General features: G+C 69.7%; 23 protein-coding genes, 1 pseudogene and 1 riboswitch. Of the genes and pseudogenes, 10 read left to right on the plus strand and 14 right to left on the minus strand.

Going from position 1 to position 25262, the window contains the following annotated elements; all coding sequences use genetic code 11:
* Positions 1-117: 117 nt before the first annotated feature.
* The 3 genes from LV75_RS20715 to LV75_RS20730 all read left to right on the plus strand — a co-directional run bounded on the left by LV75_RS20715 (position 118) and on the right by LV75_RS20730 (position 1939).
* Positions 118-741 (plus strand): 50S ribosomal protein L25/general stress protein Ctc, encoded by a 624-nt coding sequence (locus tag LV75_RS20715; protein WP_253888640.1) that lies wholly within the window; start codon positions 118-120, stop codon positions 739-741.
* Between the two features lie 74 nt (positions 742-815).
* Positions 816-1394, plus strand: coding sequence for an aminoacyl-tRNA hydrolase (gene pth / locus LV75_RS20720; protein WP_253888641.1), 579 nt, complete (start codon positions 816-818; stop codon positions 1392-1394).
* 14 nt (positions 1395-1408) lie between these two features.
* On the plus strand, positions 1409-1939 hold the full coding sequence (locus LV75_RS20730) for a DivIVA domain-containing protein (RefSeq protein WP_301319517.1): 531 nt from the start codon (positions 1409-1411) through the stop codon (positions 1937-1939).
* Here the strand turns inward: LV75_RS20730 and erm are convergent.
* From erm to LV75_RS20745, 3 genes and pseudogenes are all read right to left on the minus strand, one after another.
* Positions 1876-2591 (minus strand): annotated as a pseudogene (gene erm / locus LV75_RS20735) (23S ribosomal RNA methyltransferase Erm). The gene LV75_RS20730 and the pseudogene erm sit on opposite strands and share 64 nt — an antisense overlap.
* A gap of 168 nt (positions 2592-2759) precedes the next feature.
* Entirely contained in the window at positions 2760-4424 is a 1665-nt protein-coding gene (locus LV75_RS20740; RefSeq protein ID WP_253888643.1) for a fatty acyl-AMP ligase, read from the minus strand.
* 21 nt (positions 4425-4445) lie between these two features.
* A complete protein-coding gene (locus LV75_RS20745) occupies positions 4446-6251 on the minus strand; it encodes an ABC-F family ATP-binding cassette domain-containing protein (RefSeq protein ID WP_253888644.1) in 1806 nt (601 codons plus the stop codon).
* A gap of 244 nt (positions 6252-6495) precedes the next feature.
* Between LV75_RS20745 and LV75_RS20750 the strand changes: the two genes are divergently transcribed.
* Together LV75_RS20750 and LV75_RS20755 are read left to right on the plus strand one after the other, a co-directional pair.
* A complete protein-coding gene (locus LV75_RS20750) occupies positions 6496-7020 on the plus strand; it encodes a hypothetical protein (protein ID WP_253888645.1) in 525 nt (174 codons plus the stop codon).
* Between the two features lie 716 nt (positions 7021-7736).
* Positions 7737-8702 (plus strand): 4-(cytidine 5'-diphospho)-2-C-methyl-D-erythritol kinase, encoded by a 966-nt coding sequence (locus LV75_RS20755; protein WP_253888646.1) that lies wholly within the window; start codon positions 7737-7739, stop codon positions 8700-8702.
* A 247-nt stretch (positions 8703-8949) separates the two neighbouring features.
* Here LV75_RS20755 and LV75_RS20760 read toward each other — a convergent pair whose 3' ends face one another.
* From LV75_RS20760 to metG, 6 genes are all read right to left on the minus strand, one after another.
* Positions 8950-9105, minus strand: coding sequence for a hypothetical protein (locus tag LV75_RS20760; protein WP_253888647.1), 156 nt, complete (start codon positions 9103-9105; stop codon positions 8950-8952).
* 95 nt (positions 9106-9200) lie between these two features.
* Positions 9201-10208, minus strand: a complete 1008-nt coding sequence (locus LV75_RS20765; RefSeq protein ID WP_253888648.1) for a methionine ABC transporter ATP-binding protein — start codon at positions 10206-10208, stop codon at positions 9201-9203.
* 197 nt (positions 10209-10405) lie between these two features.
* A riboswitch (SAM riboswitch) is annotated at positions 10406-10495 on the minus strand.
* Positions 10496-10603: 108 nt separating this feature from the next.
* Positions 10604-11461 (minus strand): 16S rRNA (adenine(1518)-N(6)/adenine(1519)-N(6))-dimethyltransferase RsmA, encoded by an 858-nt coding sequence (rsmA, locus tag LV75_RS20770; RefSeq protein WP_253888649.1) that lies wholly within the window; start codon positions 11459-11461, stop codon positions 10604-10606.
* Between the two features lie 100 nt (positions 11462-11561).
* Positions 11562-13136 carry a resuscitation-promoting factor gene (locus LV75_RS20775; protein WP_253888650.1) on the minus strand — a complete coding sequence of 525 codons (1575 nt, stop codon included), beginning with the start codon at positions 13134-13136 and terminating at the stop codon, positions 11562-11564.
* Between the two features lie 307 nt (positions 13137-13443).
* Positions 13444-14304: a TatD family hydrolase gene (locus LV75_RS20780; RefSeq protein WP_253888651.1), complete on the minus strand. Its 861-nt coding sequence runs from the start codon at positions 14302-14304 to the stop codon at positions 13444-13446.
* On the minus strand, positions 14301-16088 hold the full coding sequence (metG, locus tag LV75_RS20785) for a methionine--tRNA ligase (protein ID WP_253888652.1): 1788 nt from the start codon (positions 16086-16088) through the stop codon (positions 14301-14303). Before metG ends, LV75_RS20780 begins: the two co-directional genes overlap by 4 nt.
* A 252-nt stretch (positions 16089-16340) precedes the next feature.
* Between metG and LV75_RS20790 the strand changes: the two genes are divergently transcribed.
* The 3 genes from LV75_RS20790 to LV75_RS20800 all read left to right on the plus strand — a co-directional run bounded on the left by LV75_RS20790 (position 16341) and on the right by LV75_RS20800 (position 18704).
* Complete coding sequence (locus LV75_RS20790; RefSeq protein ID WP_253888653.1) at positions 16341-16913, plus strand: PadR family transcriptional regulator; 573 nt, start codon at positions 16341-16343, stop codon at positions 16911-16913.
* Between the two features lie 65 nt (positions 16914-16978).
* A complete protein-coding gene (locus LV75_RS20795; RefSeq protein WP_253888654.1) occupies positions 16979-17947 on the plus strand; it encodes an ATP-binding cassette domain-containing protein in 969 nt (322 codons plus the stop codon).
* Positions 17937-18704, plus strand: a complete 768-nt coding sequence (locus LV75_RS20800; RefSeq protein WP_253888656.1) for an ABC transporter permease — start codon at positions 17937-17939, stop codon at positions 18702-18704. The genes LV75_RS20795 and LV75_RS20800 overlap by 11 nt, the downstream gene beginning before the upstream one ends.
* Here LV75_RS20800 and LV75_RS20805 read toward each other — a convergent pair.
* From LV75_RS20805 to LV75_RS20820, 4 genes are read right to left on the minus strand one after another with little or no spacing between them, the layout of a single operon-like run.
* Positions 18701-19678, minus strand: a complete 978-nt coding sequence (locus LV75_RS20805; RefSeq protein WP_253888658.1) for a glycoside hydrolase family 183 protein — start codon at positions 19676-19678, stop codon at positions 18701-18703. The genes LV75_RS20800 and LV75_RS20805 overlap by 4 nt on opposite strands.
* Positions 19675-20502, minus strand: a complete 828-nt coding sequence (rsmI, locus tag LV75_RS20810; RefSeq protein WP_253888659.1) for a 16S rRNA (cytidine(1402)-2'-O)-methyltransferase — start codon at positions 20500-20502, stop codon at positions 19675-19677. Before rsmI ends, LV75_RS20805 begins: the two co-directional genes overlap by 4 nt.
* Positions 20499-20900: a hypothetical protein gene (locus tag LV75_RS20815; protein WP_253888661.1), complete on the minus strand. Its 402-nt coding sequence runs from the start codon at positions 20898-20900 to the stop codon at positions 20499-20501. The genes rsmI and LV75_RS20815 overlap by 4 nt, the downstream gene beginning before the upstream one ends.
* A gap of 31 nt (positions 20901-20931) precedes the next feature.
* The gene (locus LV75_RS20820) at positions 20932-21786 is read right to left on the minus strand and encodes a helix-turn-helix domain-containing protein (RefSeq protein WP_253888662.1); all 855 of its coding nucleotides are present in this window, start codon (positions 21784-21786) and stop codon (positions 20932-20934) included.
* Between the two features lie 186 nt (positions 21787-21972).
* Here LV75_RS20820 and LV75_RS20825 point away from each other — a divergent pair, with 186 nt between their 5' ends.
* Positions 21973-23541: a dolichyl-phosphate-mannose--protein mannosyltransferase gene (locus LV75_RS20825; protein ID WP_372504201.1), complete on the plus strand. Its 1569-nt coding sequence runs from the start codon at positions 21973-21975 to the stop codon at positions 23539-23541.
* On the opposite strand, the gene LV75_RS20830 is transcribed toward LV75_RS20825, so the two are convergent.
* Positions 23492-23743, minus strand: a complete 252-nt coding sequence (locus LV75_RS20830) for a hypothetical protein (RefSeq protein WP_253888663.1) — start codon at positions 23741-23743, stop codon at positions 23492-23494. The two genes, LV75_RS20825 and LV75_RS20830, sit on opposite strands and share 50 nt — an antisense overlap.
* An 86-nt stretch (positions 23744-23829) precedes the next feature.
* Between LV75_RS20830 and LV75_RS20835 the strand changes: the two genes are divergently transcribed.
* A complete protein-coding gene (locus LV75_RS20835) occupies positions 23830-24786 on the plus strand; it encodes a GlxA family transcriptional regulator (protein WP_253888665.1) in 957 nt (318 codons plus the stop codon).
* Positions 24787-25262 lie beyond the last annotated feature (476 nt).

A 25262-nucleotide genomic window follows, 5' to 3' on the forward strand; every position in this document is an offset into this window, starting at 1 on the left:
GTTCGGTTCTTCGAACCGTGGCGTCTCACTGCCTCCCGTGCCCCTTGCCGCAGGCCACCCGCCCCGACTGTGAAGTCGCGCCCCCGCCGCACTGCTGATCGCAAGGAGAGCACCACCGTGTCCGAGGTACGTCTGGCCGCCGAACAGCGCACCGAGTTCGGCAAGGGCGCCGCGCGCCGCACCCGCCGCGCGGGCAAGATCCCCGCCGTGCTCTACGGACACGGTTCCGACCCCAAGCACCTGGCCCTGCCCGGCCTGGAGTTCGCCCGCGTCGTGCGCGAGCACGGCCAGAACGCGGTGCTGACCCTCAACATCGGCTCGGACACCGAGCTGGCGCTGACCAAGACGGTCACCACCCACCCGCTCAAGAACTACATCGAGCACGTCGACCTGCTGCTGGTGCAGCGCGGCGAGAAGGTCACCGTCGAGGTGCCGATCGTGGTCACCGGCGACGCCGCCCCGGCCACCCTGGTCACCCAGGACCTCACCTCGCTGCTGATCGAGGTCGAGGCGCTGCACATCCCGGAGCAGGTCGAGCTCAACATCCAGGGTGTGCAGGCGAGCACCCACATCACCGCGGCCCAGGTCGAGCTGCCCCGCGGCGCGACCCTGGTCACCGACCCCGAGGCGCTGGTCCTGGCGGTCAACCCGGCCCCGACCGCCGCGCAGCTCGAGGCGACCCAGGACACCGAGGGCGCTGGCGTGGTCGAGGAGCCCAAGTCCTCGGAATCCGCGGGCTGATCTGGTCTTGCGCGGCTGCCCCGGTCCCGGATCGTCCTCGGGCCGGGGCAGTCGCACGTCACGGGGAGCGGTGGATGGCTGACGAGGCGCCGATGGTGCTGGTCGGGCTGGGCAACCCCGGTCCGCGCTACGAGGGCAACCGGCACAACATCGGGTTCCTGGTCCTCGACGAGCTCGCCGCCCGGCTCGGCGGCCGGTTCAAGGCGCACAAGGCGGGCGCCGAGGTGGTCGAGGGCAGGCTCGCCGACCAGCGGGTCGTGCTGGTGAAGCCGCGCGCGTTCATGAACCTCTCCGGCGGCCCGGTGGTGGGCACGGCCAAGTTCTTCAAGGCGGGCGCGGACCGGATCGCGGTGGTGCACGACGAGCTGGACCTGCCGTTCGGCACGATCCGGCTGAAGCTGGGCGGCGGCGAGAACGGCCACAACGGACTGCGTTCGATCACCAAGTCGCTGGGCACCAAGGACTACTATCGGATCCGCTTCGGCATCGGCCGCCCACCCGGCCGGATGGACCCGGCGGACTACGTGCTGCGGGACTTCTCGGCCACCGAGCGCAAGGAACTGGCGCTCGAGGTGGACACCTGCGCCGACGCGGTGACCGCGCTGGTGTCGCAGGGCATCGAGGCGGCGCAGAACACCTACCACGCGGGCTGACGAAGGAGGCCGGGTTGTCCCTCACCCCCGAGACCGTGCGCGAGGTGACCTTCGACAAGGCGCCGTTCGGCAAGCGCGGCTACCACGAGGACCAGGTCGACGACTTCCTGGACCGGGTGGAGGCCGCCCTGTCCGGCCGCGTCGCGCTGTCGGTCGCCGAGGTCCGCGAGATCGCCTTCGACGCCGCCCCCCGGGTCAAGCGCGGCTACAACGAGGACCAGGTGGACGAGTTCCTCGACTCGGTGGCCGCCGAGCTGCAGGCGCGCGCGGTCGAGGACGCCCTCAAGGTCATCCCGGCCAACTCCGAGGCCCCGTACCTGCCGCTGCCGCCCGCCCCGCCCGGCACCCGCGGCTACCACCCGACCGACGTCGAGCGCCTGGCCCACCTGCTGGACCGCGCCGCGAACGAACACGGCGCCGGGCCGACCGCCGAGCAGGTGGAGGGCCTGCGCATCGGGCTGTCGGCCTACCCCGGCCAGGGCTACCACCCGGGCGCCGTGGACGCCATCAAGGACGCCTGGCTCGCCGTCTTGCGCCGCCGCTGAAGAGCTCGGCCCACTGGTGGGCCGAGCGGTGCTTGGCGGCCCGCGAGTCGCGGGTGAAGTGCCGGTGCACGAGGTCTTGGTAGCGCTGACGATCAGCCACCGGGACCAGGGCGGCGGACCTGCGGGTGATGGTGAACAGTCCACCGTCGACTGTCGGGTGTGGTCGGAACGCACGGGCGGGGACCCTGGCGACGAGGTGGAAGTCGAACCAGGGCCACCACTGGGCGGTCATCATCGTCGCCCCGCCGACGGCCGCGCGCTTGCGGGCCACCTCCCACTGGGTGAGCAGGACGGCGTGCGTCCACGCCGGTAGGCGCAAGATGTGCCGCAGCAGCGCGGTCGTCTGGTGGAACGGCAGGTTGCCCACCAGGACGTGCGGTCGCGGGAGTGGCGGGTAGCGCAGGAAGTCCGCTGTGACGACGTCCGCGGTGGTCCTGCGCCGGAGTCGCTCCGCCATCCTCGGGTCTATCTCAACCGCGGTGAGCGGGCGGTCGAGGTGCTGCAGGGGCAGGGTCAACGCGCCGTCGCCCGCACCGATCTCGACGATGGGGCCGTCGGTGGCGCGGACGCGGCTGACGATGGTCGCGATGGTGGCCGGGTCGACGAGGAAGTTCTGGCCGAGCTCGTGCCTGCCATGGGCGTGGGTGCGCAAGGGATCTCCGCGGCTTCGGCGAACGGGCGGCACGAAGCCGCCCGACGGTCAGCTGGAAGCAGCGGAACGCGGGAAACACGCCGCCGCTCAGGCGCGGCGCAACCTGATCGCCTGGATTCCCATGGCAGGCACCTTACGGCCGCCCCGGTCCCCCGGGGCAACCGCTTTTCAGCTCTCCGCGGCCTTGACCGACGCCGAGATCTGCTCGCCCGCGGCGGCCCGGCGGAGCTTGCCGGACGGGGTCTTGGGCAGCGAGCCCGGCTTCAGCACCACGACCGCCACCGGTCGCGCGTTCACGGCCTCGAACACGCGCGCCCCGATGTCCTTGCGCAGCACCTTCACCGCGGCCTCGTCCTCGGCCAGCCGGGACTCCACGACCACGGCGAAGCGCTCCCGCCGGGAGCCCGCGTCGATCCGGACCGCGACCGCGTTGCCCGCGCGCACGCCGTCCACGGTCTGCGCGGCGCGCTCGATGTCGGTCGGGTAGATGTTGCGGCCGCCGAGGATGATCACGTCCTTGCGCCTGCCGCAGATCACGATCTGGCCGTCGACGAGGTAGCCGATGTCGCCGGTGGCGAGCCAGCCGTCGGCGTCCTGGGTGGCGACGGGGCCGTTGACGGTCAGGTAGCCGGGGGTGACGGCCTCGCCGCGCAGCTGGATCTCACCGACCCGGCGCTCGCCGACGACCTCACCCGAGTCGGCCACGATCCGCGCCTCGATGCCGCGCAAGGGCTTGCCCAGCACAGCGAAAGCGCGACCGGAGTCCGCGCCCGCGGGCTCGGCGACGTTGTCCGCTTCCAGCTTCTCGGCGTCCACGTGGTCGAGGGTCAGCCCGGTGAACAGCGGCGCGAACGACACCGCGAGCGTCGCCTCGGCCATGCCGTAGGCGGGGAACACGCATTCCGCGCGCAGCCCGAACTTCGCGCCCTCGCCGGTGAACGCGCGCACCGCCTTCTCGTCGATCGGCTCGGCGCCGTTGAGCGCCAACCGCAGCGACGACAGGTCGTACTTGCCCTCTTCGTCCACTCCGGACAGTCGGCGGCCGAGCAGCGCGTAGGCGAAGTTGGGCGCGGCGGTGATGGTGCCGCCGTAGCGGGAGATCAGGTCGGCCCAGATCAGCGGACCGCCGAGGAACTCGACCGGGGTGACCTTGACCAGCTCGATGCCCGCGGTCATCGGGACGGTGAGGAAGCCGACCATGCCCATGTCGTGGAACAGCGGCAACCACGACACCATCACGTCGACCTCGACGTCGATCTCGGCGGTGTCGACCATGGCGGTGAGGTTGGAGAACAGGTTGCCGTGGGTGATCCGCACGGCCTTGGGGTCGGCGGTGGAGCCGCTGGTGAGCTGCAGCAGCGCGGGCGCGTCCTCGCCGACGGTGACGACCTCGGTGAGCGGGTCGCCGTCGGCGAGCTCGTCGAGGCGCAGGTAGCCGATGCCGTGCTCGTCGAGCAGCGGGGCCAACTGGTCGAACGGGGCGCCGAGCAGCACCAGCTTGGAGTCGATCATGTTCAGCACGCGGACGGTGTCGTGCGCCCACTCGGCCAGGTCGGTCCGCGCGGTCGGCTGGTGCAGCATGGTGACGCTGCCGCCAGCCAGCCAGACGGCCTGCACCGCGGGGGCGATGGCGACCGGCTCCGCGGCCAGCACCGCCACCGCGCCTTGCTCGCGCAAACCCCCCGCGACCAGCGCACCGGCCATCCGCAGTGCGCGTTCGTGCACCTGCGCCCAGGTGTGGCGGACGGGCTCCTTCGGCTCACCCGTGGTGATCCCCTGGTGCTCCCCCCGGGTGCGCGCGGTGTCCAGCAGCTTGTCGACGAACCGGCTCATAACGCCCAGCCTAGATCAGAGTTACTCCGCGGTATCGGCGAGTTCGAGCCATTGCTGCTCCAGGTCGTCCTTGGCCGAGACCACCGAGCGCAGCTCCGCGTCGAGTTCGAGCAGCTTGGCGGCGTCGGTCGCGGCCTCGGCGAGCGCCGCGTGCAGCTGCGCCTCCTTCTTGGCGAGGTTGTCGACCTGGCGCTCGATCTTGGCCAGCTCCTTGCGCGCGGCGCGCTGGTCGGCGGCGCTGGCCTTGACCTGCGGCGCGGCCTGCCCGGTCTGTCCGGTCTGCTTGGACTGCTTCGCCTGCTTGGCCGCTGCCGGGGCGGCGGCCAGCATCGCGGTGCGGCGGGTCAGGTACTCCTCGATGCCGCCGACCAGCTGGGTGATCTTGCCGTCGCCGAAGAGGGCGACCACCCGGTCGCAGACGCGTTCGACCAGGTAGCGGTCGTGCGAGACGACGACGATGGTGCCCGGCCAGGAGTCGAGCAGGTCCTCCAGTTGCTGGAGGGTGTCGATGTCGAGGTCGTTGGTGGGCTCGTCGAGCAGCAGGACGTTGGGCTCGGCCATCAGCAGGCGGGCCAGCTGGAGCCTGCGGCGCTCGCCACCGGAGAGGTCGCCGATGGGCGTCCACTGCTTGTTCGCCGGGAACCCGAACCGCTCGGCCAGTTGGGAGGCGGACAACTCCTGCTTGCCCAGCGTCACCCGGCGCGCGATCTCCTCGACCGCCTCCAGGACCCGTTGCTGCGGCGGCAGTTCGCGCAGTTCCTGGGTCAAGTGTGCCAATCGGACGGTCTGGCCCTGGATGCGTTTGCCCGCAAGGGGTTCACTGTCGCCCGCCAGCAACCGGAGCACGGTGGTCTTGCCGGAACCGTTGACACCGACCAGTCCGACGCGGTCACCGGGGCCGATCCGCCAGGTCTCGTCGTCGAGGATGGGCTTGTCGCCCGCGCTGATCGAGACGTCCTCGAGCTCGACCACCGTCCGGCCGAGGCGGCGCTTGGCGAACGCGAGGAGCTCGACGTTGTCGCGCGGCGGCGGGACGTCGGAGATCAGCGCCTCCGCGGCCTCGATGCGGTAGCGCGGCTTGGACGTGCGGGCCGGGGCGCCGCGGCGCAGCCAGGCCAGTTCCTTGCGAGCCAGGTTGCGCCGCTTCTCCTCCAGCGTGTCGGCCAGCCGCGCGCGCTCGGCCCTGGCGTAGATCCAGTCGGCGTACCCGCCCTCGTACTGCTCGACCTGGCCGCCGACGACCTCCCAGGTGCGGGTGCAGACGGTGTCGAGGAACCAGCGGTCGTGCGTGACGACCACCAGCGCGCTGCCGCGGGCGAGCAGGTGATCGGCCAGCCAGCGCACCCCCTCGACGTCGAGGTGGTTGGTCGGCTCGTCGAGCACCACCAGGTCCAGCTCGCGCACCAGCGCCGCGGCCAGCGCGACCCGGCGCCGCTCGCCACCGGACATGGTGTCGACCGGGCTGTCCAACCCGAGGGTGGTGATCTCCAGTCCCTCCAGGATCGACCGCGCCCGCGCGTCGGCCGCCCACTGGTGGTCCTCGGTGATCCCCAGCGGGTCGAGCACCGCGTTGCGCACAGTGGACCCCTTGGCCAGCTCGGTGCGCTGCGTCACCACCGCCATCCGCAGGTCCCTGGCCCGGCTCACCCGGCCCTCGTCGACGGGCTCCAGTCCAGCCAGGACCTCCAGCAGCGTCGTCTTCCCGCCACCGTTGAGCCCGACGACGCCGATGCGGTCACCGCTCGCGACACCCAGGGAGACCCCGTCGAGCAGCGGCCGCACGCCGAAGCTCTTGCTCACGTTCTCCAGGTTGACCAGGTTGGTCATCTAGCCCCGCACTCCCACCGCTCGCCCCGACTCCACCGGGGGTCAGCGTATCCACCGCGCTCGCGGGCCTCGCGGGTGCTGGCCGTCACTTTCCCAGTTTTACCGAATATCGAGCGCATTCAGTCGACGACCCGGGGTGAGCGGTCCTGTTTGTGCGCAACCGTTCGGACACGCTCCGTGTGATTCTTTTGACGTGGTAACAAAATTCGACTAATTACGACATAGGAGTTCGTCTGGAGGTCAAATGTCGTACGTGCGCCGGTGGGCGCGGTTCCCGGTCGCCCTGGCCGCCGCGGGACTGCTGCTCGCCGCCTGTTCCAGCGAGCGATCCTCGCCGGACGGGACAACGGCAGCCCGCCTGGGCCGCCAGATCGAGATCCGCTCCAGTGGCAGCCCCACCCTCGCCACGCTCTGGTTGGACAGCGTGGTGGCGGTCGACTGCACCGAGCCGGGCAGCCTCCCGCCCAACAACGGGCACTACCTGGCCGCCACGATCGTGCTGCAGACCTCGGAGCAGTACCAACCGGACTCCGGCTGGTGGATGAGCGCGGGCGACTTCGCCACAGAGGACAAGGACGGCAAGGCCACCGGCAAGGGCGTGGTGACCTCCTGCCTCCCCGAACACCGCTACCTCCCCGACGACTTCTACCTGTCGGACTCGGGCTACTACGGCGTCGTCCTGATCGACTCCTCCAGCGTGCACGGGACCTTGACGTACAAACCCCACAACCTCCCCAACGACGTCACCGGATGGCACTGGGACTACTGAGCCCGCTCCGGTGCACCACTGGCCCCATCCGGTCACCGGGCCCTGCTCAGCCACTCGCCGGTCCGGTGCCTTGGTCAACTGACGAGCTGCCTCGCCCGGTCCCTGTGGCGCTTGCCCCCTGCGCGTCAACGGGCGGGGTCCACCGCTCTCAGCACCCGCGAGCCGGTGCGCCCTGGCCAGTCGTTCGGACTCGCGAGCTCCACCTCAGCGCCTGGCCTCGCCACTGCCCCCCAGCGGTCGCGCCAGCCACTGCAGGCCCCCCGAGCCACCCATCGCCCGCTTCGCCGCCCTCCGCGCCAACCAGACCCCACGCTTGATCGCTGCCCGCGGCCTCCCCTCGCCCGCCCACGCGATCGCCCCAGCCCCCGGCCACTCCCCCGCGCTTCCCACTGCGCCCCGCCGACTCCCGCCTCTCCGCCTTCTTACGCCCCCAACGCCGCCCAGCCCTCTACCTCCGCCCCACCCCCCGCACCCCTCTTACGCGCGCACGCCCGCGACGAGATGGTCCCGGCCCCCACCCTCTCCGGGGGGCGACCCCGGTGCCAGTCTATCGGGTCCGGGGGCGCGGGAAGGGGGGAGCGAAGAGCTGTGGATGGGCGAGGGGGTTGTGGACAAGTTCGACCTGGGAATTGCCGGATGGGCGGGGGAAGTTCACTCGACAGTGGGGGTGAGCAGGGGATTCCTGGTGGCCTGCCGGGTCCCCGTAGGCTGGTTGGGTGCTCGCTGTCGTGCCTGCCCCGGTGACTGTCCGGGTGCCGTCGAAGGTCAACCTGCACCTTGCCGTCGGGGATCTCCGGCCGGACGGGTACCACGACCTCGCCACCGTCTTCCAGGCGTTGTCGCTGACCGACGAGGTCACCGTCGCCATCGCCGATGAGCCGGGGGTGGAGGTGCACGGCGAGGGCGCGGACTCGGTCCCGACCGGCGCCAGCAACCTGGCGTGGCGGGCGGTGCAGGAACTGGCCAGGCACGTCGGCCGGGATGTGGACGAGCCGAAGGTGCGCATCGTCATCCGCAAGGGCATCCCGGTGTCCGGCGGCATGGCGGGCGGCAGCGCCGACGCCGCCGCGACGCTCGTTGGGCTCGCCGCCCTCTGGCGACTGGAGATCGGCCGCGACGAACTCGCCAAGGTCGCCGCCCGCCTCGGCAGCGACGTCCCCTTCGTCCTGCACGGCGGCACCGCCCTCGGCACCGGTCGCGGCGAGCAGTTGGTACCCGTGCTCACCCGGCACACCTACCACTGGGTCCTGGCCTTCGACCGCCGCGGCCTATCCACGCCCAAGGTCTACGGCGAACTCGACAGGCTGCGCGCGGAAGGAGACCCGCCGCGCATCGGTGGAGTTGAGCCTGTCTTGGAAGCCCTTGCTACCGGCGACCCACGGCAATTGGCTCTCCTGTTGGGAAATGACCTCCAGGCGGCATCCGTCTCACTGCGCCCCGGCCTCCGCCGAACCCTGCGCGCCGGCGTCAACGCTGGTGCGCTCGCAGGCACGGTTTCCGGCTCTGGCCCTACCTGCGCCTTCCTATGCGAAGACGCCGACGCGGCCCTCCGAGTAGCCGCCGAACTCTCCGGCGCAGGCGTCTGCCGCACAGTCCGCGTCGCCCACGGCCCAGTCCCCGGCGCCCGAGTAGCCCCCACCGAGGACCCTTCGCGCCCCATCCCCCCCGAAGCCCACGCCTAACCCCCTCTTACCCCGCCCCACCCCCGCACCCCTCTTACGCGCGCACGCCCGCGACGAGATGGTCCCGGCCCCCACCCTCTCCGGGGGGCGACCCCGGTGCCAGTCTATCGGGTCTGGGGGCGCGGGAAGGGGGGAGCGGAAAGCTGTGGACGGGCGAGGGGGTTGTGGATAAGTCCGACCTGGGAATTGCCGGATGGGCGCGGGAAGTTCACCCGGCTGGGGGCGTTGACCAGGGCAGACGAGGGAGTCAGGAACCGGCGGGGGAAGTGGGCTGGACGCCCCAGGGCGAAGACAAGGCGACCCCAAGGACCAGCAGCGCCAACAGCGCCAACAGCGCCAACAGCGCCAACAGCGCCAACAGCGCCAACAGCGCCAACAGCGCCAACAGCGCCAACAGCGCCAACAGCGAAGAGTGCGCAGAGCCGCCGCAGAAGGCAAGTGGCAGCAAAAACGGGATCGCCCAGCCAGGAGGAGGCTGGGCGATCCCGTGAGCAGTGACTAGGCGGCGATGGAGCGGGCCAGGCCCACCTGCGGGCGGACGACGCCGCCGCGTTCGGTGATCCAGCCGAGGGCCTGGTCGGCGCGCAGGCCGTTGAGGCCGAGCAGGAAGCGGGCGACGGGGGTCTCGCCGACGCGGGTGAGGCCGCCGCCGATCACGGAGATGTTGGTGCTGAAGCGGGCCGTGGCCTCCGGCAGCAGGGCGCCGACGGCGGCGAAGCCGATGAGGATGACCTCGGCCACCCGGTCGTACCCGGCCGAGGCGCCCTTGGCGACGTCGATCGAGGGCAGCAGGGACTGGGCGACCTGGCTGGTCGAGTCCTGCACCAGCGACAGCAGGTTGCCGCTCTCGGCGACCCGGCCGTCCGCCAGGATGGCGACGTCGTCGGCGATGCGGCGGACCACGCCCGCGTCGCTGGTGACGACCAGGACCGTCGCGCCGAGCTCGGCGCGGGCGCGGTCGAGCACGGTCAGCACACCGGCGGCCGCGTCGGCCTCCAGCGACTTGGTCGGGTCGTCGGCCAGCAGCAGGCCGGGGTCGCCGACCAGGGCGCGGGCGACCTCCACGCGGGCGCGCTGACCGGGGGAGAGCGTGTCGGGGTAGCGGGCGGCCTTGTCGGTGAGGCCGATCAGGTCGAGGAGCTTGCCGACCTTCTCGCGCCGCTGCGGGCCGTCGACGCCCGCCTGCTCGAGGGGGAGCGCGATGTTGCCCGCCGCGGTGCGCTGCGGCAGCAGGTCGCCCTGGGTGACGACGCCGATGCGGCGGCGGGCGGCGCGGAGTCTGCGTGGATCGAGGGCGGCGGTGTTGAAGCCGTCGACCCTGATCACGCCGCTGTCCGGGCGTTCCTGCAGGGCGACGAGGCGGGCGAGGGTGGACTTGCCGGAACCGGAGGGCCCCACCACACCGGTGATGGTGCCGGTGGGCACATCGAGGGTGACGTCTTCGAGGGCGACGACGGGGCCGGTGTTGCCCCAGAACGACTTGCTGAGGTTCTCGACGGTGATCACGGTGCTACTCCAAGCGGGACGCGACGGCACACCAGAAGTCCGCAATGGACAGTCCGGTGCCAGTACAGAGGGGTGACGAAAGACGTGCTGCTACGCGGTAATCAGCGGGTTGCGCACATCGGTCGACACGCCGTCACGGAACGCCTGCACTGGTCGATGACCCGGCGTGTGGTGAGGATCGGCATCCGTTTCTCACTCCTCCATCGCTCCTGGCGGTAGCACCTGCCCGCGGTGGGTGGTTGCTGCGGCGTCATCGAGCCAGGTCTCTCGGCCGCTCAGGATGGAATGCCCACAGAGTAGACCTGACCAGGACCGCCAAACGCAAGCGCGTGAGGTCAAGATGAGGTCCCAGGTTCGATACATCACACCTGGGGAGTAATCGATGCCGGGTCGCGCTACTGCAGCTGAGTGAACGCTTGGGCTATCCGGACGAAGTCGCCTACCGACAACTGCTCGCCCCTCAGGACCGGGTCGACCCCGGCCGCGACGAGCACCGCCTCGGCCGCCGACGGCGAACCGGCCCAATCGGACAGTGCGGCGCGCAAGGTCTTTCGCCTTTGGGCGAAGGCCGCGTCGACGGCGGCGAACACCGCGGCCCGGTCGATGCCGTCCGGACTTGGCCGCCGGGTGAGAAAAACCAACGCGGAGTCCACGTTGGGTACTGGCCAGAACACCGCCCTGGGCACGGTCGCGACGCGGCGCGCCTCGGCGTACCAAGCGATCTTGACGCTCGGCACCCCGTAGACCTTGCTGCCCGGCGGGGCCGCCATCCGGTCGGCGACCTCCGCCTGCACCATCACCAGCACGGTGCGCAGGCTCGGCAGTTCCGCGAGCAGGTGCAGCACCACCGGCACGGCCACGTTGTAGGGCAGGTTCGCCACCAGCGCGGTCGGTCGCGCGCCGATCTGCGCGCCGGTCACCCGCATCGCGTCGCCGAGCACCACGCGCAACCGGTCGGCGAACCCGGGCGCGCGCTCGGCGACCGTCCCAGGTAGACGGGCGGCCAGCACCGGATCGATCTCGACGGCGACGACCGAGGCGCACTCGGGCAGCAGGGCCAGGGTGAGCGAGCCGAGCCCCGGCCCGACCTCGAGCACCACGTCGTCGGCGGTGAGTCCAGCAGTGGTCGCGATGCGGCGAACGGTGTTGGGGTCGTGCACGAAGTTCTGGCCGAGTTTCTTGGTCGGCCGCACACCGAGTTCGGCGGCGAGCCTGCGCACGTCCACCGGGCTGAGCAACGCCGAACCGGTCATTGTCGCAATGCTACTCGGGTAGTCCGAGCCGCTCGTTTCCGACCCATTTCCAGAAATGGCAAAGGCCCTCCGAAGAGGGCCTTTGCCGACGATTTCGAGATCAGGTGGGCAGGCCGAGCTTGCGGGCGCAAGCGGGCCAGGCGCTGTATCCGCCGCGCGCGTCGCGGACCTTGGTGGCGATCGCGATCTGCTGCTCGCGGGTGGCCTGGTGCGGGTAGGCGGCGTACGCGCCACCCCCGTTGGAGTCCCAGGTGCGCTTGTCGAACTGCAGGCCGCCGTAGTAGCCGTTGCCGGTGTTGATGGCCCAGTTGCCGGTGGCCTCGCACTGCGCGAGCTTGTCCCAGGCCGCGCCGTCGGAGATGACCGGCTGCGGCGGCTTCTTGGTGCCGACCTTGACGATCTTCGGCTTGGGCTCGGTCAGCGCCTTGGAGCCGATCTCCTCGCGCTTGACGACCTTGCCGTTCTTCTCGGTGATCCGGTAGGTGACCATGCGCTCGCCGGGGGCGCCCGGCTCGACGACGGTCTCCTTGCCCTTGTCCAGCTCGGGGTCGTCGACCTTCTGCACCGGGGCGGGCACCGGCTCGGCCTGGTTGATCACGGTGACGCCGGTGCGGCTGATCCGGATCTCGGCGCCGGGGGTCAGCTTGAGGTCGGCGCCGGGCGCGATGGCGTCCTGCGGGCCGAGGGACAGGCCGCGCTCGCTGAGCAGCTCCCCGACGGTCACCGCGGTCGTGCGGACCGGGGAGGGGGCGTTGCCGCCGTCGTAGAGGGTGACGTCCTTGGCGGTCTTGATCTCGACCGCGATGCCGTCGAGCGGGACGGCCGCGTCGCCGCCGACGGAGACCCAGGACCCGGCGACCGGGGCGTTGGCCTGGCGCAGCGCCTCGCCGACGGTGGTGGCGCGGACCCAGACCTCGCGCTGCTCGCCGTCGACGGTCAGCTGCAGTTGGCGGCCGCGCTGGAGCACGATCTTGCCGTCGTCGCCGATCTCGGCGTTGGGCGAGGGGCTCAGCGAGTCGTGCGCGCCGACGGAGATGCCCTCCTCGGCGAGCACCTCCCCGACGGTGTCGGAGTAGGTGTTGATCTGCTTGGTCTGGCCGTCGACCTCGACGGTGACCGTGTTGTTCATCGCGATGGCCGCGCCGCCGCCACCGATCAGGGTGACCAGCACGGCCGCGATGGTGGCCTTGAGGAAGGTGCCCTTCCAGCGCTTGACCGCGGCCATGAGGCCGGGCGCCGGGGCGTCGGCGTCCCCGACCTTGAGCGGCTGGGGCGCGGCGGAGAGCTCGTCCGGGATGACCGGCAGGACGGTGGTCTCGGCGTTGATGAGCCGGATGAGTTCGTCGACGTCGACACCGGCGGTCGCCATGATCTCGTCGGCCTGCGGGCCGAGGGCGTGGCGGACGTCGTGGTCGGTGATGCTCAGCGAGGACGAGTAACCCTCGTCGAACTCGCGGTTTATGTCGAGGAAGCCGACGGAGGCGAAGCCGGAGAATTCTGGCGCAGACTGACCATCGGGGAAGCTGGGGAGACTCGGGAACTCCGACTGCCACGCGGTGAAGTCGTCATCCTGCGTGGCCGTGCTGACCGCCGTGACCGGGGTGAACCAGTCGGTGTCGGCGGAGAAGCTGTCGTGCCCGGGGCGGTCGGAACCGCCGGTCTGTTTACCGCTCACAGGGTCGTTTCCTCCAGAGGGCACCAGCTCCGGCCGCGCTCCGCAGCGGATGTCGGTCTCGTCTGGCCACCGACGTCCACTCCCTCGCGTGCTCGGCCGCTCTCGCGCCTCGTGTGTGTCCGACGACCCGCAACCAGCCAACCCCGACGGTCAGCACTGCTGCTCAGACTGGCTCCGGGCCGACTCGGGGCTGGTGCCCCTAGTCGTACGGTCACGGGACAGTAACGAGGACCGGGGGGTTGCGCAAACACATCCAGCGATCTCGTGAGTCCCATCACACCCCCGGCGGCGTTGCGCCATCCCCCGATCATCGCAATCCTTCACCGTTCGCAAGGTCCGATGTCACGGTCCGCAACCGGAACACGCGATCCGCGGTCTCGGACACCGCGCGCGCCAGCTCGGCGACATCGTCCCCGCGCAGTGTCGCGAGGTCTCTGAGGGTGTACGCCGCGCAGTAGGGCTCATTGGGCCTACCGCGGAACGGGTGGGGGGTCAGGAAGGGCGCGTCCGTCTCGATCAGCATCTGCTCGACGGGCACGAACGCGGCCGCTTCGCGTAGCGGGGCGGCGTTGCGGAAGGTGACCGGACCGGCGAACGACAGTACAAACCCGCGGTCTACGCATGCTTTGGCGAACTCGAGGTCACCGGAGAAGCAGTGGAACACGACCTGCTCCGGTGCGCCCTCTTCCGTAAGGACCTTGAGGATGTCCGCGTGCGCGTCCCGGTCGTGGATCATCAGCGGCTTACCGACGCGCTTAGCGAGATCGATGTGCCAGCGGAACGCCTCGTGTTGAGCCTCTGGCGGGCTGTAGTCCCAGTAGTAGTCCAGCCCTGTTTCCCCTACCGCGACTACCCGGGGCTGTTGAGCCAACCGCTCGATCTCAACCTTGTCGGCGTCAGAGAACTCCGCCGTGCGGGTCGGGTGGATGGCGACAGCGGCGTAGACGCGGTTATCCCAAGTGGACGCCTCTACTGCCCACCGCGCGGAGGCAAGGTCATCAGCAACGGTGATGACGCGATCGATGCCGGCGCTCTCGGCGCGGTCGAGCATTGCGGACACATCGGCGGCATCCTTTGCGCCGCAAGCGTCCAGGTGGGTGTGGGCGTCGACCACCGGTGCCGGAAGGGACTCCGGCACCGGTGGTCGCTCACCCTTGCGCGGTGTCACGCGATCGGCGCCCACTCGGGACCGGTCTCACCGAGCTTCGGGTCGAGCTTGGTGAACAGCGGCTCCGGCTTCTCCAGCGGCTTGCCGACCTCGATGTCCACCGACTCCCAACTGGCCTGCTCGCCCGCGTAGTCACCGGTGAGCACCGGGTAGCTGATCGACGGGTCGTCGAGGTCGTCGACCTGGCGGATCTCCGGCTGGGCGGCCCACACGCCCTTGCCGCCGAGCAGCTCGTGCACCTTCTGCGCGGAGTGCGGCAGGAACGGGGTGAGCAGCGTGTTGGCGTCGGAGACGACCTGCAGCGCGGTGTGCAGGATGGTGTCGCGCCGCGCCGGGTCGTCCTTGCGCTTCCACGGCTCCTCGTCGGACAGGTACTTGTTCGCCGCGCCGACGACGCGCATCGCCTCGGACACCGCCGCCTTGAACCGCGACCGGCGCAGGTTGTCGCCCACGCTGGTGAACGCGGCCTTGGCCAGCGCCTTGAGCTCGGCGTCGGCCGCGGTCGGCGCGGTCGGGGCGGGCACGGCGCCGACGTTCTTGTGCGCCATCGAGACCGACCGGTTGACCAGGTTGCCCCACTCGTTGGCCAGCTCGAAGTTGGTGCGGCGGACGAACTCGTCCCAGGTGAAGTCGGTGTCCTGGTTCTCCGGACCGGCGGCGGAGATGAAGTACCGCAGCGCGTCGGGGCCGAACTCCTTGAGGAAGTCGCCGACGTAGATGACGGTGCCGCGCGAGGTGGAGAACTTGGAGCCGCTCATGGTCAGGAACTCGCTGGAGACGACCTCGGTCGGCAGGTTCAGCGTGTCGAACCGGCCGGGGGTGCCGCCCTTGTCGCCCGCGCCGTTCTGCCCGAGCAGCAGCGACGGCCAGATCAGCGAGTGGAAGACGATGTTGTCCTTGCCCATGAAGTAGTACGCCTGGGCCGGGTCGGTCCAGAACTCCTTCCAGGCATCCGCGTCACCGGTGCGCCGGGCCCACTCGACGCTGGCCGACAGGTAGCCGATGACCGCGTCGAACCAGACGTAGAACCGCTTCATCGGGGCGTCGCGCCAGCCGTCGAGCGGGACCGGGATGCCCCAGTCCAGGTCGCGGGTGATCGGCCGCGGCCGCAGGTCCTCGATCAGGTTCTGGCTGAACTTGAGCACGTTCGGGCGCCACTCGGTGCGGGTGGACAGCCAGGAGCCCAGCGACTCGGTGAACGAGGGCAGGTCCAGGAACAGGTGCTCGGTCTCGATGAACTTCGGGACCTCGCCGTTGATCCGCGACCGCGGGTTCTTCAGGTCGACCGGGTCGAGCTGGTTGCCGCAGTTGTCGCACTGGTCGCCGCGCGCGCCGTCGTAACCGCAGATCGGGCAGGTGCCCTCGATGTAGCGGTCGGGCAGCGTGCGACCGGTGGACGGGCTAATAGCGCCCATCTGGGTCTTGGACTGCACGTAGCCGTTGCGCCATAGAGCGAGGAAGAGGTCCTGCACGACCTGGTAGTGGTTGCCGGTCGTTGTGCGGGTGAAGAGGTCGTAGGACAGGCCAAGACCCTGTAGGTCCTCGGCGATGACCCGGTTGTACTTGTCGACCAGTTGACGGGTGGTCAGCCCCTCTTTCTCGGCTTGGACGAGGATCGGGGTGCCGTGCTCGTCGGTGCCGCTGACCATGAGCACACGGTGGCCGGACATGCGCATGTAGCGGGAGAAAACGTCCGAAGGGACACCGAATCCGGACACGTGACCGATATGGCGGGGGCCGTTGGCGTAAGGCCAGGCCACCGCGGTCAACACGGGGGCGCTCATGGGCCACTAGCCTACGGAGCCGCTACTCACCAGAGCCATCGGGCTACATGGGCAGGCGTTGTCCGGTGGGTCTGGTGCGTGGGATCGGTGATCCGCGTGGTTCCTGGGCGCGCGGACGGGAAGCCGCACGTACCGGGTTGTACTTGGGCTTTCCGGCCGTGCGGCCGGGGGCCGCGCGGGCGCGGATAGCGCGTGCCGGACCCGCCGGACAGCGCCTAACCTGGGGCATGTTCAGGGTGTCTAGGAGGCGGTGTGTCGGCCACGCGGATGTTGGTGCTCGGCGTGGTTTTCTGGGCGGGCAAGGCGCACGGGTACCAGATCCGGGCGGAGCTGCAGAGCTGGCGGGCCGACAGTTGGGCGCGGATCAAGCCGGGGTCGCTCTACCACGCGCTGCGCAAGGCGGTGGCCGACGAACTGCTGGTCGACACCCCCGAGCCGGGCGACGGCGGCCCTGAGCGGACCGCCTACAGCATCACCGCGGCGGGCCGGGCGGAGCTGGATCGGCTGGTCACGGCCGGATTGTCGGTTCCGGGTGACCCGTGGATGCTCAACGCGGCCATCGCCATGCTGCCGACGCTGAGCCGCGCGGACGCGGTCGCCCACCTGAGCGCGCGGATCGAGGCGCTCGAAGTGGCGCGCTCGGAGATGGAGGGCTGGCGCGGCGGTGCCGACCCGATCAAGCCGGAGCACGTCGCCGAGCAAGCCGAACTGTGGTTGGCCCAGCTCAACGCGGACCTGGTGTGGTCGCGCGGGCTGGTGGCGCGGCTGCTCGACGGCGCCTACTCGATGTCCGAGCACGGCGAGCCACCCAGTATTCAAGTTTGACTAGACCCGCCAGGGCGGCGCATCCTGCACACCTAGGTAGTCAAACTTGACTAGAGGGGTGCGCGATGATCGAGGCACACGGCCTCGCCCGGGGTTTCCGGGCCAGGGGCAAGACCGTCGAGGCGGTGCGCGGGGTCGACCTGGACGTGGCGGCCGGGGAGCTCGTCGGGTTCCTCGGCCCCAACGGCGCGGGCAAGACGACGACGCTGCGGATGCTGACCACGCTGCTGCGGCCGACCGCGGGCCGGGCGGTGGTCGCGGGCAAGGACCTGGCGACCGACCCGGTCGGCGTGCGGCGGCGGATCGGCTACGTCGCCCAGGGCGGCGGCACGATCCCGGATTCGCGGGTGCTGGAGGACCTGGTCATGCAGGGCAGGCTGCACGGTCTGGGCAAGCGGGAGGCGATCTCGCGGGCTCGGTCGGTCGCCGACCGGCTCGACCTGGCCGACCTGGTGGAACGGCCCGTCAAGTCGCTCTCCGGTGGACAGCGGCGCAGGCTCGACATCGCGCTCGGCCTGGTCCACCAGCCGGTCCTGGTGTTCCTGGACGAGCCGACGGCGGCGCTCGATCCGCGCAGCCGGGCGAACGTGTGGGAACACATCCGGGCACTGCGGGCCGACCTCGGCACTACGGTCTTCCTCACGACTCACTACCTCGATGAGGCTGACGCGCTTTGTGACCGAGTCTTGGTCATCGACAACGGCACGATTATCGCGACCGGCTCCCCTGCCGAGCTCAAGGCGAACGTATCGGGCGACCTTGTCGCTGTTGGTGTGCCGGAGCTGGCTTTGGTTCGTACTGCCGAGATCGCCGCACGGATCGCGGGCCAGGATGCCGTCTTGGCGGAAGGCAACACGGTCGAGTTCCGGGTACCTCGGGGTGATCTAGCGCTACCCGAGCTGCTGCGCGCTCTAGATGCGGCCAGCATTGGGACCAACTCGCTGCGGGTACACCAACCGACGCTCGACGACGTTTTCCTGACGCTCACCGGTAGGACCATCCGCGACGCTGAGGAGGCTCACGTTGCTGCGTGACACCTGGCTTGTGTTCACCCAAGCGATGAGGCTGTCCCTGCGAAACCCGGCGTGGACGGTGATCGGGCTGATGCAGCCGGTCATGTACCTGTTCTTCTTCGGTCCCCTCTTAGAGCGGATGACCGAGAACACTCCGGGGTTCCCGCAAGGCACCTCGTGGCAGATCCTTACGCCCGCGCTGATCGTGCAGCTCGCTCTGTTCGGGGCGTCCTTCGTCGGGTTCGGCTTGCTCGCCGAATTGCGGATGGGGGTGGTCGAGCGGATGCAGGTCACTCCGGCCAGTCGAATCTCCTTGCTGCTGGGTCGAATCCTGCGGGACGCGGTGCAGACGCTCGCTCAGGCTGCCCTGATCCTGATTCTTGCTTTCACCGTCTTCGACCTGCGCGCCTCAGCGGGGGCGGTGGCACTGACACTCGTGATGGTGGCGTGCTTGGGTCTGACGCTGTCCTCGTGCTCTTACGCCTTGGCACTCACCTTGCGCAGCGAGGAAGCGTTCCCCGCAGTCCTCAACACCGTGCTGATGCCCATCTTGTTGCTGTCGGGCATCCTCGTCCCGATCACCCAGGGGCTGGCTCCGGACTGGCTCTACACGCTGTCGCGGTGGAATCCGTTCGCACACGTTGTTGATGCCGAACGCGCATCCTTCCGCGGCGAGTTCACCACGGACGCGCTGCTTACCGGGTCGATCGTGCTGTTCGCGATGACCGCGCTAAGCATCTTCTGGGGTGTGCGGACGTTTCAGCGTGAGAGCGCTTAGTCCAGCTCTGTCCGCATTAGATAGACGTTGTAGGGCTGCCAGAGCGACATCGTGAAGTAGATGGCCGGGCCGTGCGCCGATGCTGGGTGGAAGTAGCCGCCATAGAGGCCGGGGTAGTCCCTACCCGTAACGATCACCTGGGGTTCGCTCCACGGTCCGGTCAGCGTCTTGGCGCTGCGCAGAACAAGAGCGCTTAGGGCTTCGTCGAGGTGGATGGCCAGCCAGCGGCTGAGGTGCGTTGAGTAGATCACCGACAGCTCGGCGACATTGCCCCGCATCACTGGTACCGCGCGGAACTCGTCACGCGGGTACCAGCCGTATCCGTTCCAGTAGTCGTAGGCCCTGGTGTCTAGAACATCGTCCCTGGTGACCCGGGCAAGGCTGGCGCTCCCCCACCGACCATTGGGTGTACCTAAGAGGTAGAGGTAGTCCTCGCCAAGCGCGAAGGCGCCCATCTGGAAGGGGTGGTCTCGCTCAGCGCGATTGATCCACCGCGCGCCCATGGGCTTGTCCCACGTCTCGCCGGCGTCGGTGGAGACAGCGATACCGCTGTAGTTGGTGGTCCACCGGCCCTTAGAACCCCACGCCCGCACGGACATGTAGTGCAGGTAATGCGTTTCACCGATGGCCGTGCCGGAGCACGGGATAACTGTCTCCTCGTCTACGCGGGGGTCGCGGTCAAGGACCTGTCGCGCGCGGCCGTCGGGGTGGGCGAGGACGGTTTCAAAGCGGAGCCCGTTGTCCAGATCGCGGTCGGTGGAGATGGCGAGGAAGTTGCACCGCCAGTCGCTCTCGCGCGGGCCCGCGCCGTCACCGCACCAGCCCTCGCCGTAGGTATCACCGAACACCACGAACGTCCGCCCCGCGGCGTCGTCCCACATGATCCCCAGATCGGTGCCGTGCACCCCGAAGCGCGGCGCGGTGTCGTTCGCCGAATCGAGCCCGGTCACCTTGCCGATCAGGGTTGTGTTCAAGCTCGACTCACCGCCGCGTCATAGAGGGTCTTCTTGCTCACCCCCGTCGCGGCGGAGACCTCGGCAGCCGCGTCCTTGAGCCTCGTGCCCTCGGCCGCGAGCGCCCTGACCCGCTCAACCAGGGTGTCCAGATCCAGTGTGCGGGGCTCGGCGCCCGCCAGCACGACAGTGATCTCCCCGCGCACGCCCGCGCGCGCCCATTCGGCCAACTCGGCGAGTGTCCCGCGCTTGACCTCTTCGTAGGACTTGGTCAGCTCCCGGCACACCGCCGCCCGCCGGTCCCCGCCGAGCACCTCGACGGCCTCCGCGAGCAAGTCGTCGATGCGGTGCGGCGCTTCGAAGAACACGGTCGTCCTGGGTTCGTCGGCGTACGCGGCCAACCACTTCCGCCGCTCCCCCGACTTCCGCGGCGCGAACCCCTCGAAGCAGAACCTGTCACAAGGAAGCCCAGACAACGCCAAAGCGGTCGTCACCGCCGAAGGACCCGGCAAGCAGGTGATAGGCAAATCAGCCTCTACGCAAGCAGCGACCATCCGGTACCCCGGGTCGGAAACACTGGGCATCCCGGCATCGGTGATCAGCAGTACCGTCTGCCCGTCCTGAATAGCCTCTACAAGCCCTGGCGCCCGGTTCGCCTCGACCGCGTCGTAGAAGCTCACCACACGCCCGGTCAGCGTTACGCCAAGAGCCGCCGCAAGCGCCCGCGCCCGCCGCGTGTCTTCAGCGGCGATGACATCCGCGGTCCCCAACGCCTCTACCAACCGCGTCGACGCGTCCCCGATCTCGCCGAGCGGAGTAGCCGCCAACACCAACTTCCCGCTCACTGCTCCGCGCCGATCGGGAGAACCCGGGAGTCACGTAGGTACAGGAACACGGGCACCCGCCACCGGGCCCGCTTGGCCGCGTGCCGGTCCAGGAAAGAGCCGCTGTGCTCGACCTTGCCCGTGGTGAAGTGCAGCATCCCGCGCTTGCGGTGGATGAGGTCGACCCACCGGTAGGTGGTCCGGAAGCCGTTGTTGTCCTCCACGCAGAACTCGTCGGAGACCGACAGCCTGCGCGACCGGAGAATGGCCACCGCGAGGGTCCCCTGGACGACCGCCGCGGCGAACAGCGAACCGCGGGCGGACCCGCTGATCAACAACAGCAGCCCCGCCACCAGGAGCGCAGCGGCCAGACCCGTCGCCAGGAGGATCTCCCAGCGCGGGCGGTAGGTAGTGGGCACGCGTGCAGGGTACCGACCGGTCAGGGCGGGGTCAGGGCGCCGCGACCGCCGCCAACGACGTGATCACCTCGGCCGACGCCTCGGCGGGGAGGGCGACCGCGGTGATCCGGTCCCAGGCGAGCCGGTGGGTGCGCACGGCGGCCTCGTCGTCGAGGAACAGGGTGCGCGAGCGGTGGTCGGTGTAGGCCAGCGAGCGGTCGGTGTCGAAGTCCATCAGCACGAACGGGCCCTCCAGCCCGGGGTGCGCGCCCGCCGCCAGCGGCACCACCCGCACCAGGACGTGCGGCTTGCGGATGGCCTCGGCGAGGTGGCGCAACTGGGCCGAGGCGATGGCGGGACCGCCGACCGGGATGCGCAGCGCGGCCTCGCCGATGAGGGCGTGCAGGGTCGGCGGGTGCTCGCGGCTGAGGATGCCCTGCCTGGCCAACCGCGCGGCCACCTTGACGTCCAGCTCGGCCTCGGGCGGGGGCTCGGACGCGGTGTCGCGGATGGCGGCCCTGGCGTAGTCCGCGGTCTGCAGCAGGCCGGGGACCAGGTCGCCGTGGTAGGCCCGCAGCGCGACCGCCTTGGACTCCCAGTCGATCAGGGTCTGCCACTGCTCGGGCAGGCCGCGGCCGTGCACCTGCAGCCAGCCGGGCTCAGCCGCCCGGCGGACCTGGTCGAGGATCTCGGCCTGGCGCGGCTCGGGCACCCGGTAGAGCCCGAGCATGGCCTGTACGTCGCCCAGGCGCAGCCCGCTCGTGCCGGTCTCCACCCGGCTGACCTTCGCCTGCGACAACCCGAGCCGCTGGCCCACCTCGCCGGTGGTGAGCCCAGCCTGCTTGCGCAGCCTGCGCAGCTCACCAGCGACCTGTCGCGACCTGATGGTCGGCCGTCCAGGAGGCACCGTGTACCCCGTCCGTCACGCCAGCGTCCCCGTACGACAACGGCTGATGATCCTCTTGTACCCCGCCTGAACTGGGCGAACAACTACACGATCAGCTGATCCGCGGATCACGCGGCGACACCGGGGTGACCCGTTCGAGGAACTTCCGACGCGGATCGCACACCGGGGCGCCTACGATCTCCCCCCGTGAGCGCCCTGGTTGCCGACGACGAGGCCAGCCGGACATCGTCACCCGAAAAGGTGACCCCGGCCGCCGACCCCATCGAGGTCACGCGCGCGCGGCTGCTGGGCACCCCCATGCCCGCCGACCGCCTGCGCGGTTGGCTGGTGACGGCCTTCGTGGGGCTGCTGGCGGGCATCGTCCGCTTCCAGAACCTCGGGTGGCCCACCGACCAGGGCACGCCGGTGTTCGACGAGAAGCACTACGTGCCGCAGGCGTGGCAGATGCTGCGCAACGGCGGCGTCGAGGACAACCCCGGCTACGAGCTGACCGTGCACCCCCCGTTCGGGAAAACGCTCATCTCGATCGGGGAGTACATCTTCGGCTACAACGGCTGGGGCTGGCGGTTCACCGCCGCGCTCGCCGGCGTGCTGATGGTCGTCCTCGTCGTGCGGATCGCGCGCAGGCTGACCAGGTCGTCGCTGCTCGGCGGGGTGGCGGGCATCCTGCTCATCGCCGACGGGGTGTCGCACCTGCAGTCGCGGATGGGCATGCTCGACATCTTCCTGGCGTTCTTCGTGCTCGCAGCGTTCGGCTGCCTCCTGCTCGACCGGGACCTGGTGCGCAACCGGCTGGCGGTCGCGGTCGAGGGCGGTTGGGCCACCGAGTCGCCGTTCGGACCGCGACTCGGGGTGCGCTGGTGGCGGATCGCGGGCGGTCTCCTGCTCGGCCTCGGCCTCGGCGTCAAGTGGTCGAGCCTGTACTTCATGGCCGCGTTCGGCCTGCTCACGGTCATCTTCGACCTGACGGCTCGACGCGCTGCCGGGGTGCGCAAGCCCTGGTGGGGCACCGTCCTGCGCGACCTGCTGCCCGGCGTGTGGGCCTTCGTCGGCATCGCGTTCTTGGCCTACCTCGCCACCTGGGCACCCTGGTTCTCCAGCGAGACCAGCATCGACCGGCACTTGGGGGACAGCGCGGGCAGCGGGCCCCTCTCGGTCATCACCAACGCCATCTCGTCGTTGGGGCAGTACCACGAACACGTGCTTAAGTTCCACGAGAGCCTGGTGACCAAGTCCGAGTCGCAGCACCCGTGGGAATCCAAGCCGTGGGTGTGGCCGATGAGCTTGCGACCGATGCTCTACTACTACGAGGGCAACACCACCGCCTGCGGCGAGTCCAAGTGCGTCTCCGCCACGATGCTGATCGGTACCCCCGCCTTGTGGTGGTTGGCGCTGCCGATGCTCGGCTGGGGCCTCTGGCGGATGTTCAGCAAGTTCGACTGGCGCTACGGCGCGGTGGTGACCGCCTACCTGGCCGGGTACCTGCCCTGGTTCTTGAACCTCGACCGGCAGATGTACTTCTTCTACGCCACCCCGATGGCGGCGTTCCTGGTTCTAGGCCTAACGCTCGGTCTCGGCCATCTACTGGGGAAGTCGGGCGACGGGCCGGAGCGCCGCAGCACCGGCCTGCTCGCCCTCGCCCTCTATGTCGGCCTCGTCGTGGCGAACTTCGCGTGGCTGTGGCCGATCCTCAACGGGGACTCCATCACCGAGTGGCGCTGGCAGGCCGAACTCTGGCTGCCGTCCTGGCGCTAGCCGGGCGCCGCCCGCTCGGCGCGACCTCGGCCACCACCAGTTCGGCGGTGACGCGGACGAGGTCGCGGTCGACGACATCGGTGCTCCCGGCCAGCCGGACGCGCGGCGTGGTGGAGCGGGGTGCGGTGGTGCGGACGTGGTTGCGGTCGAGCCCCAGCACCAGCAGGGCCAGCAGTGTGACCAGCACAAACGCGGTTGTCATGGCACTAAGTTTGCGATGGAGGAGTTCCTGCCAACAGTGGCAGTTCTGACCTTGTGCCACAAAATCCTGCCAGCTACGCTGACGGCATGCTCAGGACCGTGACGGCCGTGCTCATCGACGGCGTGGCCCCGTTCGAGTTCGGTGTGCTGTGCGAGGTGTTCGGCATCAACCGCAGCGAGGACGGCGTCCCACCGATCGAGTTCCGCGTGTGCGGCCTGGAAGCGGGCGCCCCGGTCCGCACCAGCGTCGGCGTCCCGATCATCCCGCCGCTGGGCCTCGACGCCCTCGACGGCGCCGACCTGGTCGCCGTCCCCGCCACCACCATCCGCGACGGCTATCCCCCGGCCGTCCTGGAGGCCCTGCGCGGCGCCAACCGCGGCGGGAGCACCCTGCTGTCGGAATGCAGCGGCGCGTTCGTCCTGGGCGCGGCGGGCCTGCTGGACGACCGCTCCTGCACCACCCACTGGCGCCACGCCGACCAGTTCGCCGCCCGGTTCCCCCGAGCCAACCTCAACCCGGACGTCCTGTTCGTCGACGACGGCGACATCGTCACCAGCGCGGGCACGGCCTCCGGCATCGACGCCTGCCTGCACGTGGTCCGCCGCGAACTGGGCTCCGCCGCCGCCACAGCCATAGCCCGCCGCATGGTCGTCCCCCCACAACGCGACGGCGGCCAACGCCAGTACGTCGACATCCCCATCCCCCAGTGCACCAGCGACAGCCTCCAACCAGTCCTGACCTGGATGCTTGAGCACATCACCGAAGAACACACGGTCGCTGCGCTAGCTCACCAGGCCCGCATGTCTGAGCGCAGCTTTGCGCGACACTTTGTCGCCGAGACTGGCACTACGCCGCACAAGTGGCTCTCTACGCAACGCGTGCTTCACGCTAGGCGCCTGTTGGAACTGACGGGCATGTCGGTGGACGAGATTGCACGAGAGTGCGGATTCGGAAGCGCCGCGTTGTTGAGACACCATTTCCAGCGAATGGTGGGAGTAGCACCGAAAGACTACCGACGGACGTTTGCCAGCCAGGGCGCGTGAGGTTGGGTTCGCGCTGTCGTCCACAACTGGCTTGACTGCTCACGACTGGCTTGGTTGCCCGCGACTGGCTTGGTTATCCACAACCGGCTTGGCTGTCCACAGGCTGCTACTCGGTGCTCTCGTTTTGTCGGTGCTGCTCGGTAGGCTGTATATCGGGGGCTCTTGATTCAGTTGATCTTGCGTGGGCAGTTGTGGGTGGTTTGGTTGTCCACAACGGGTTCGCTTGTCCACAGGCGCCGTTCGCTGCTCCCGTTGTGTCGGTGCTGCTCGGTAGGCTGTGTATTTGGGGGCTTTCGATCAGATTGATCTTGACGTAGGCCGGGGTTGGGAGTGCGGAGCAAGGGATTCGGGCCTCCGCCTTCGGCTCCGGTAGCCGCCTCGTCGCCTGGCGGCAACATCGGCGGGAAACGCGACAATGCGAAAAGCTCGATGGGGTGGACCTGTTTTGCGCGGGGCCCCTACGACACCCGTGGCAG

Origin of the sequence: Actinokineospora diospyrosa (assembly GCF_024171925.1) — a bacterium.
GTDB lineage: Bacteria > Actinomycetota > Actinomycetes > Mycobacteriales > Pseudonocardiaceae > Actinokineospora > Actinokineospora diospyrosa.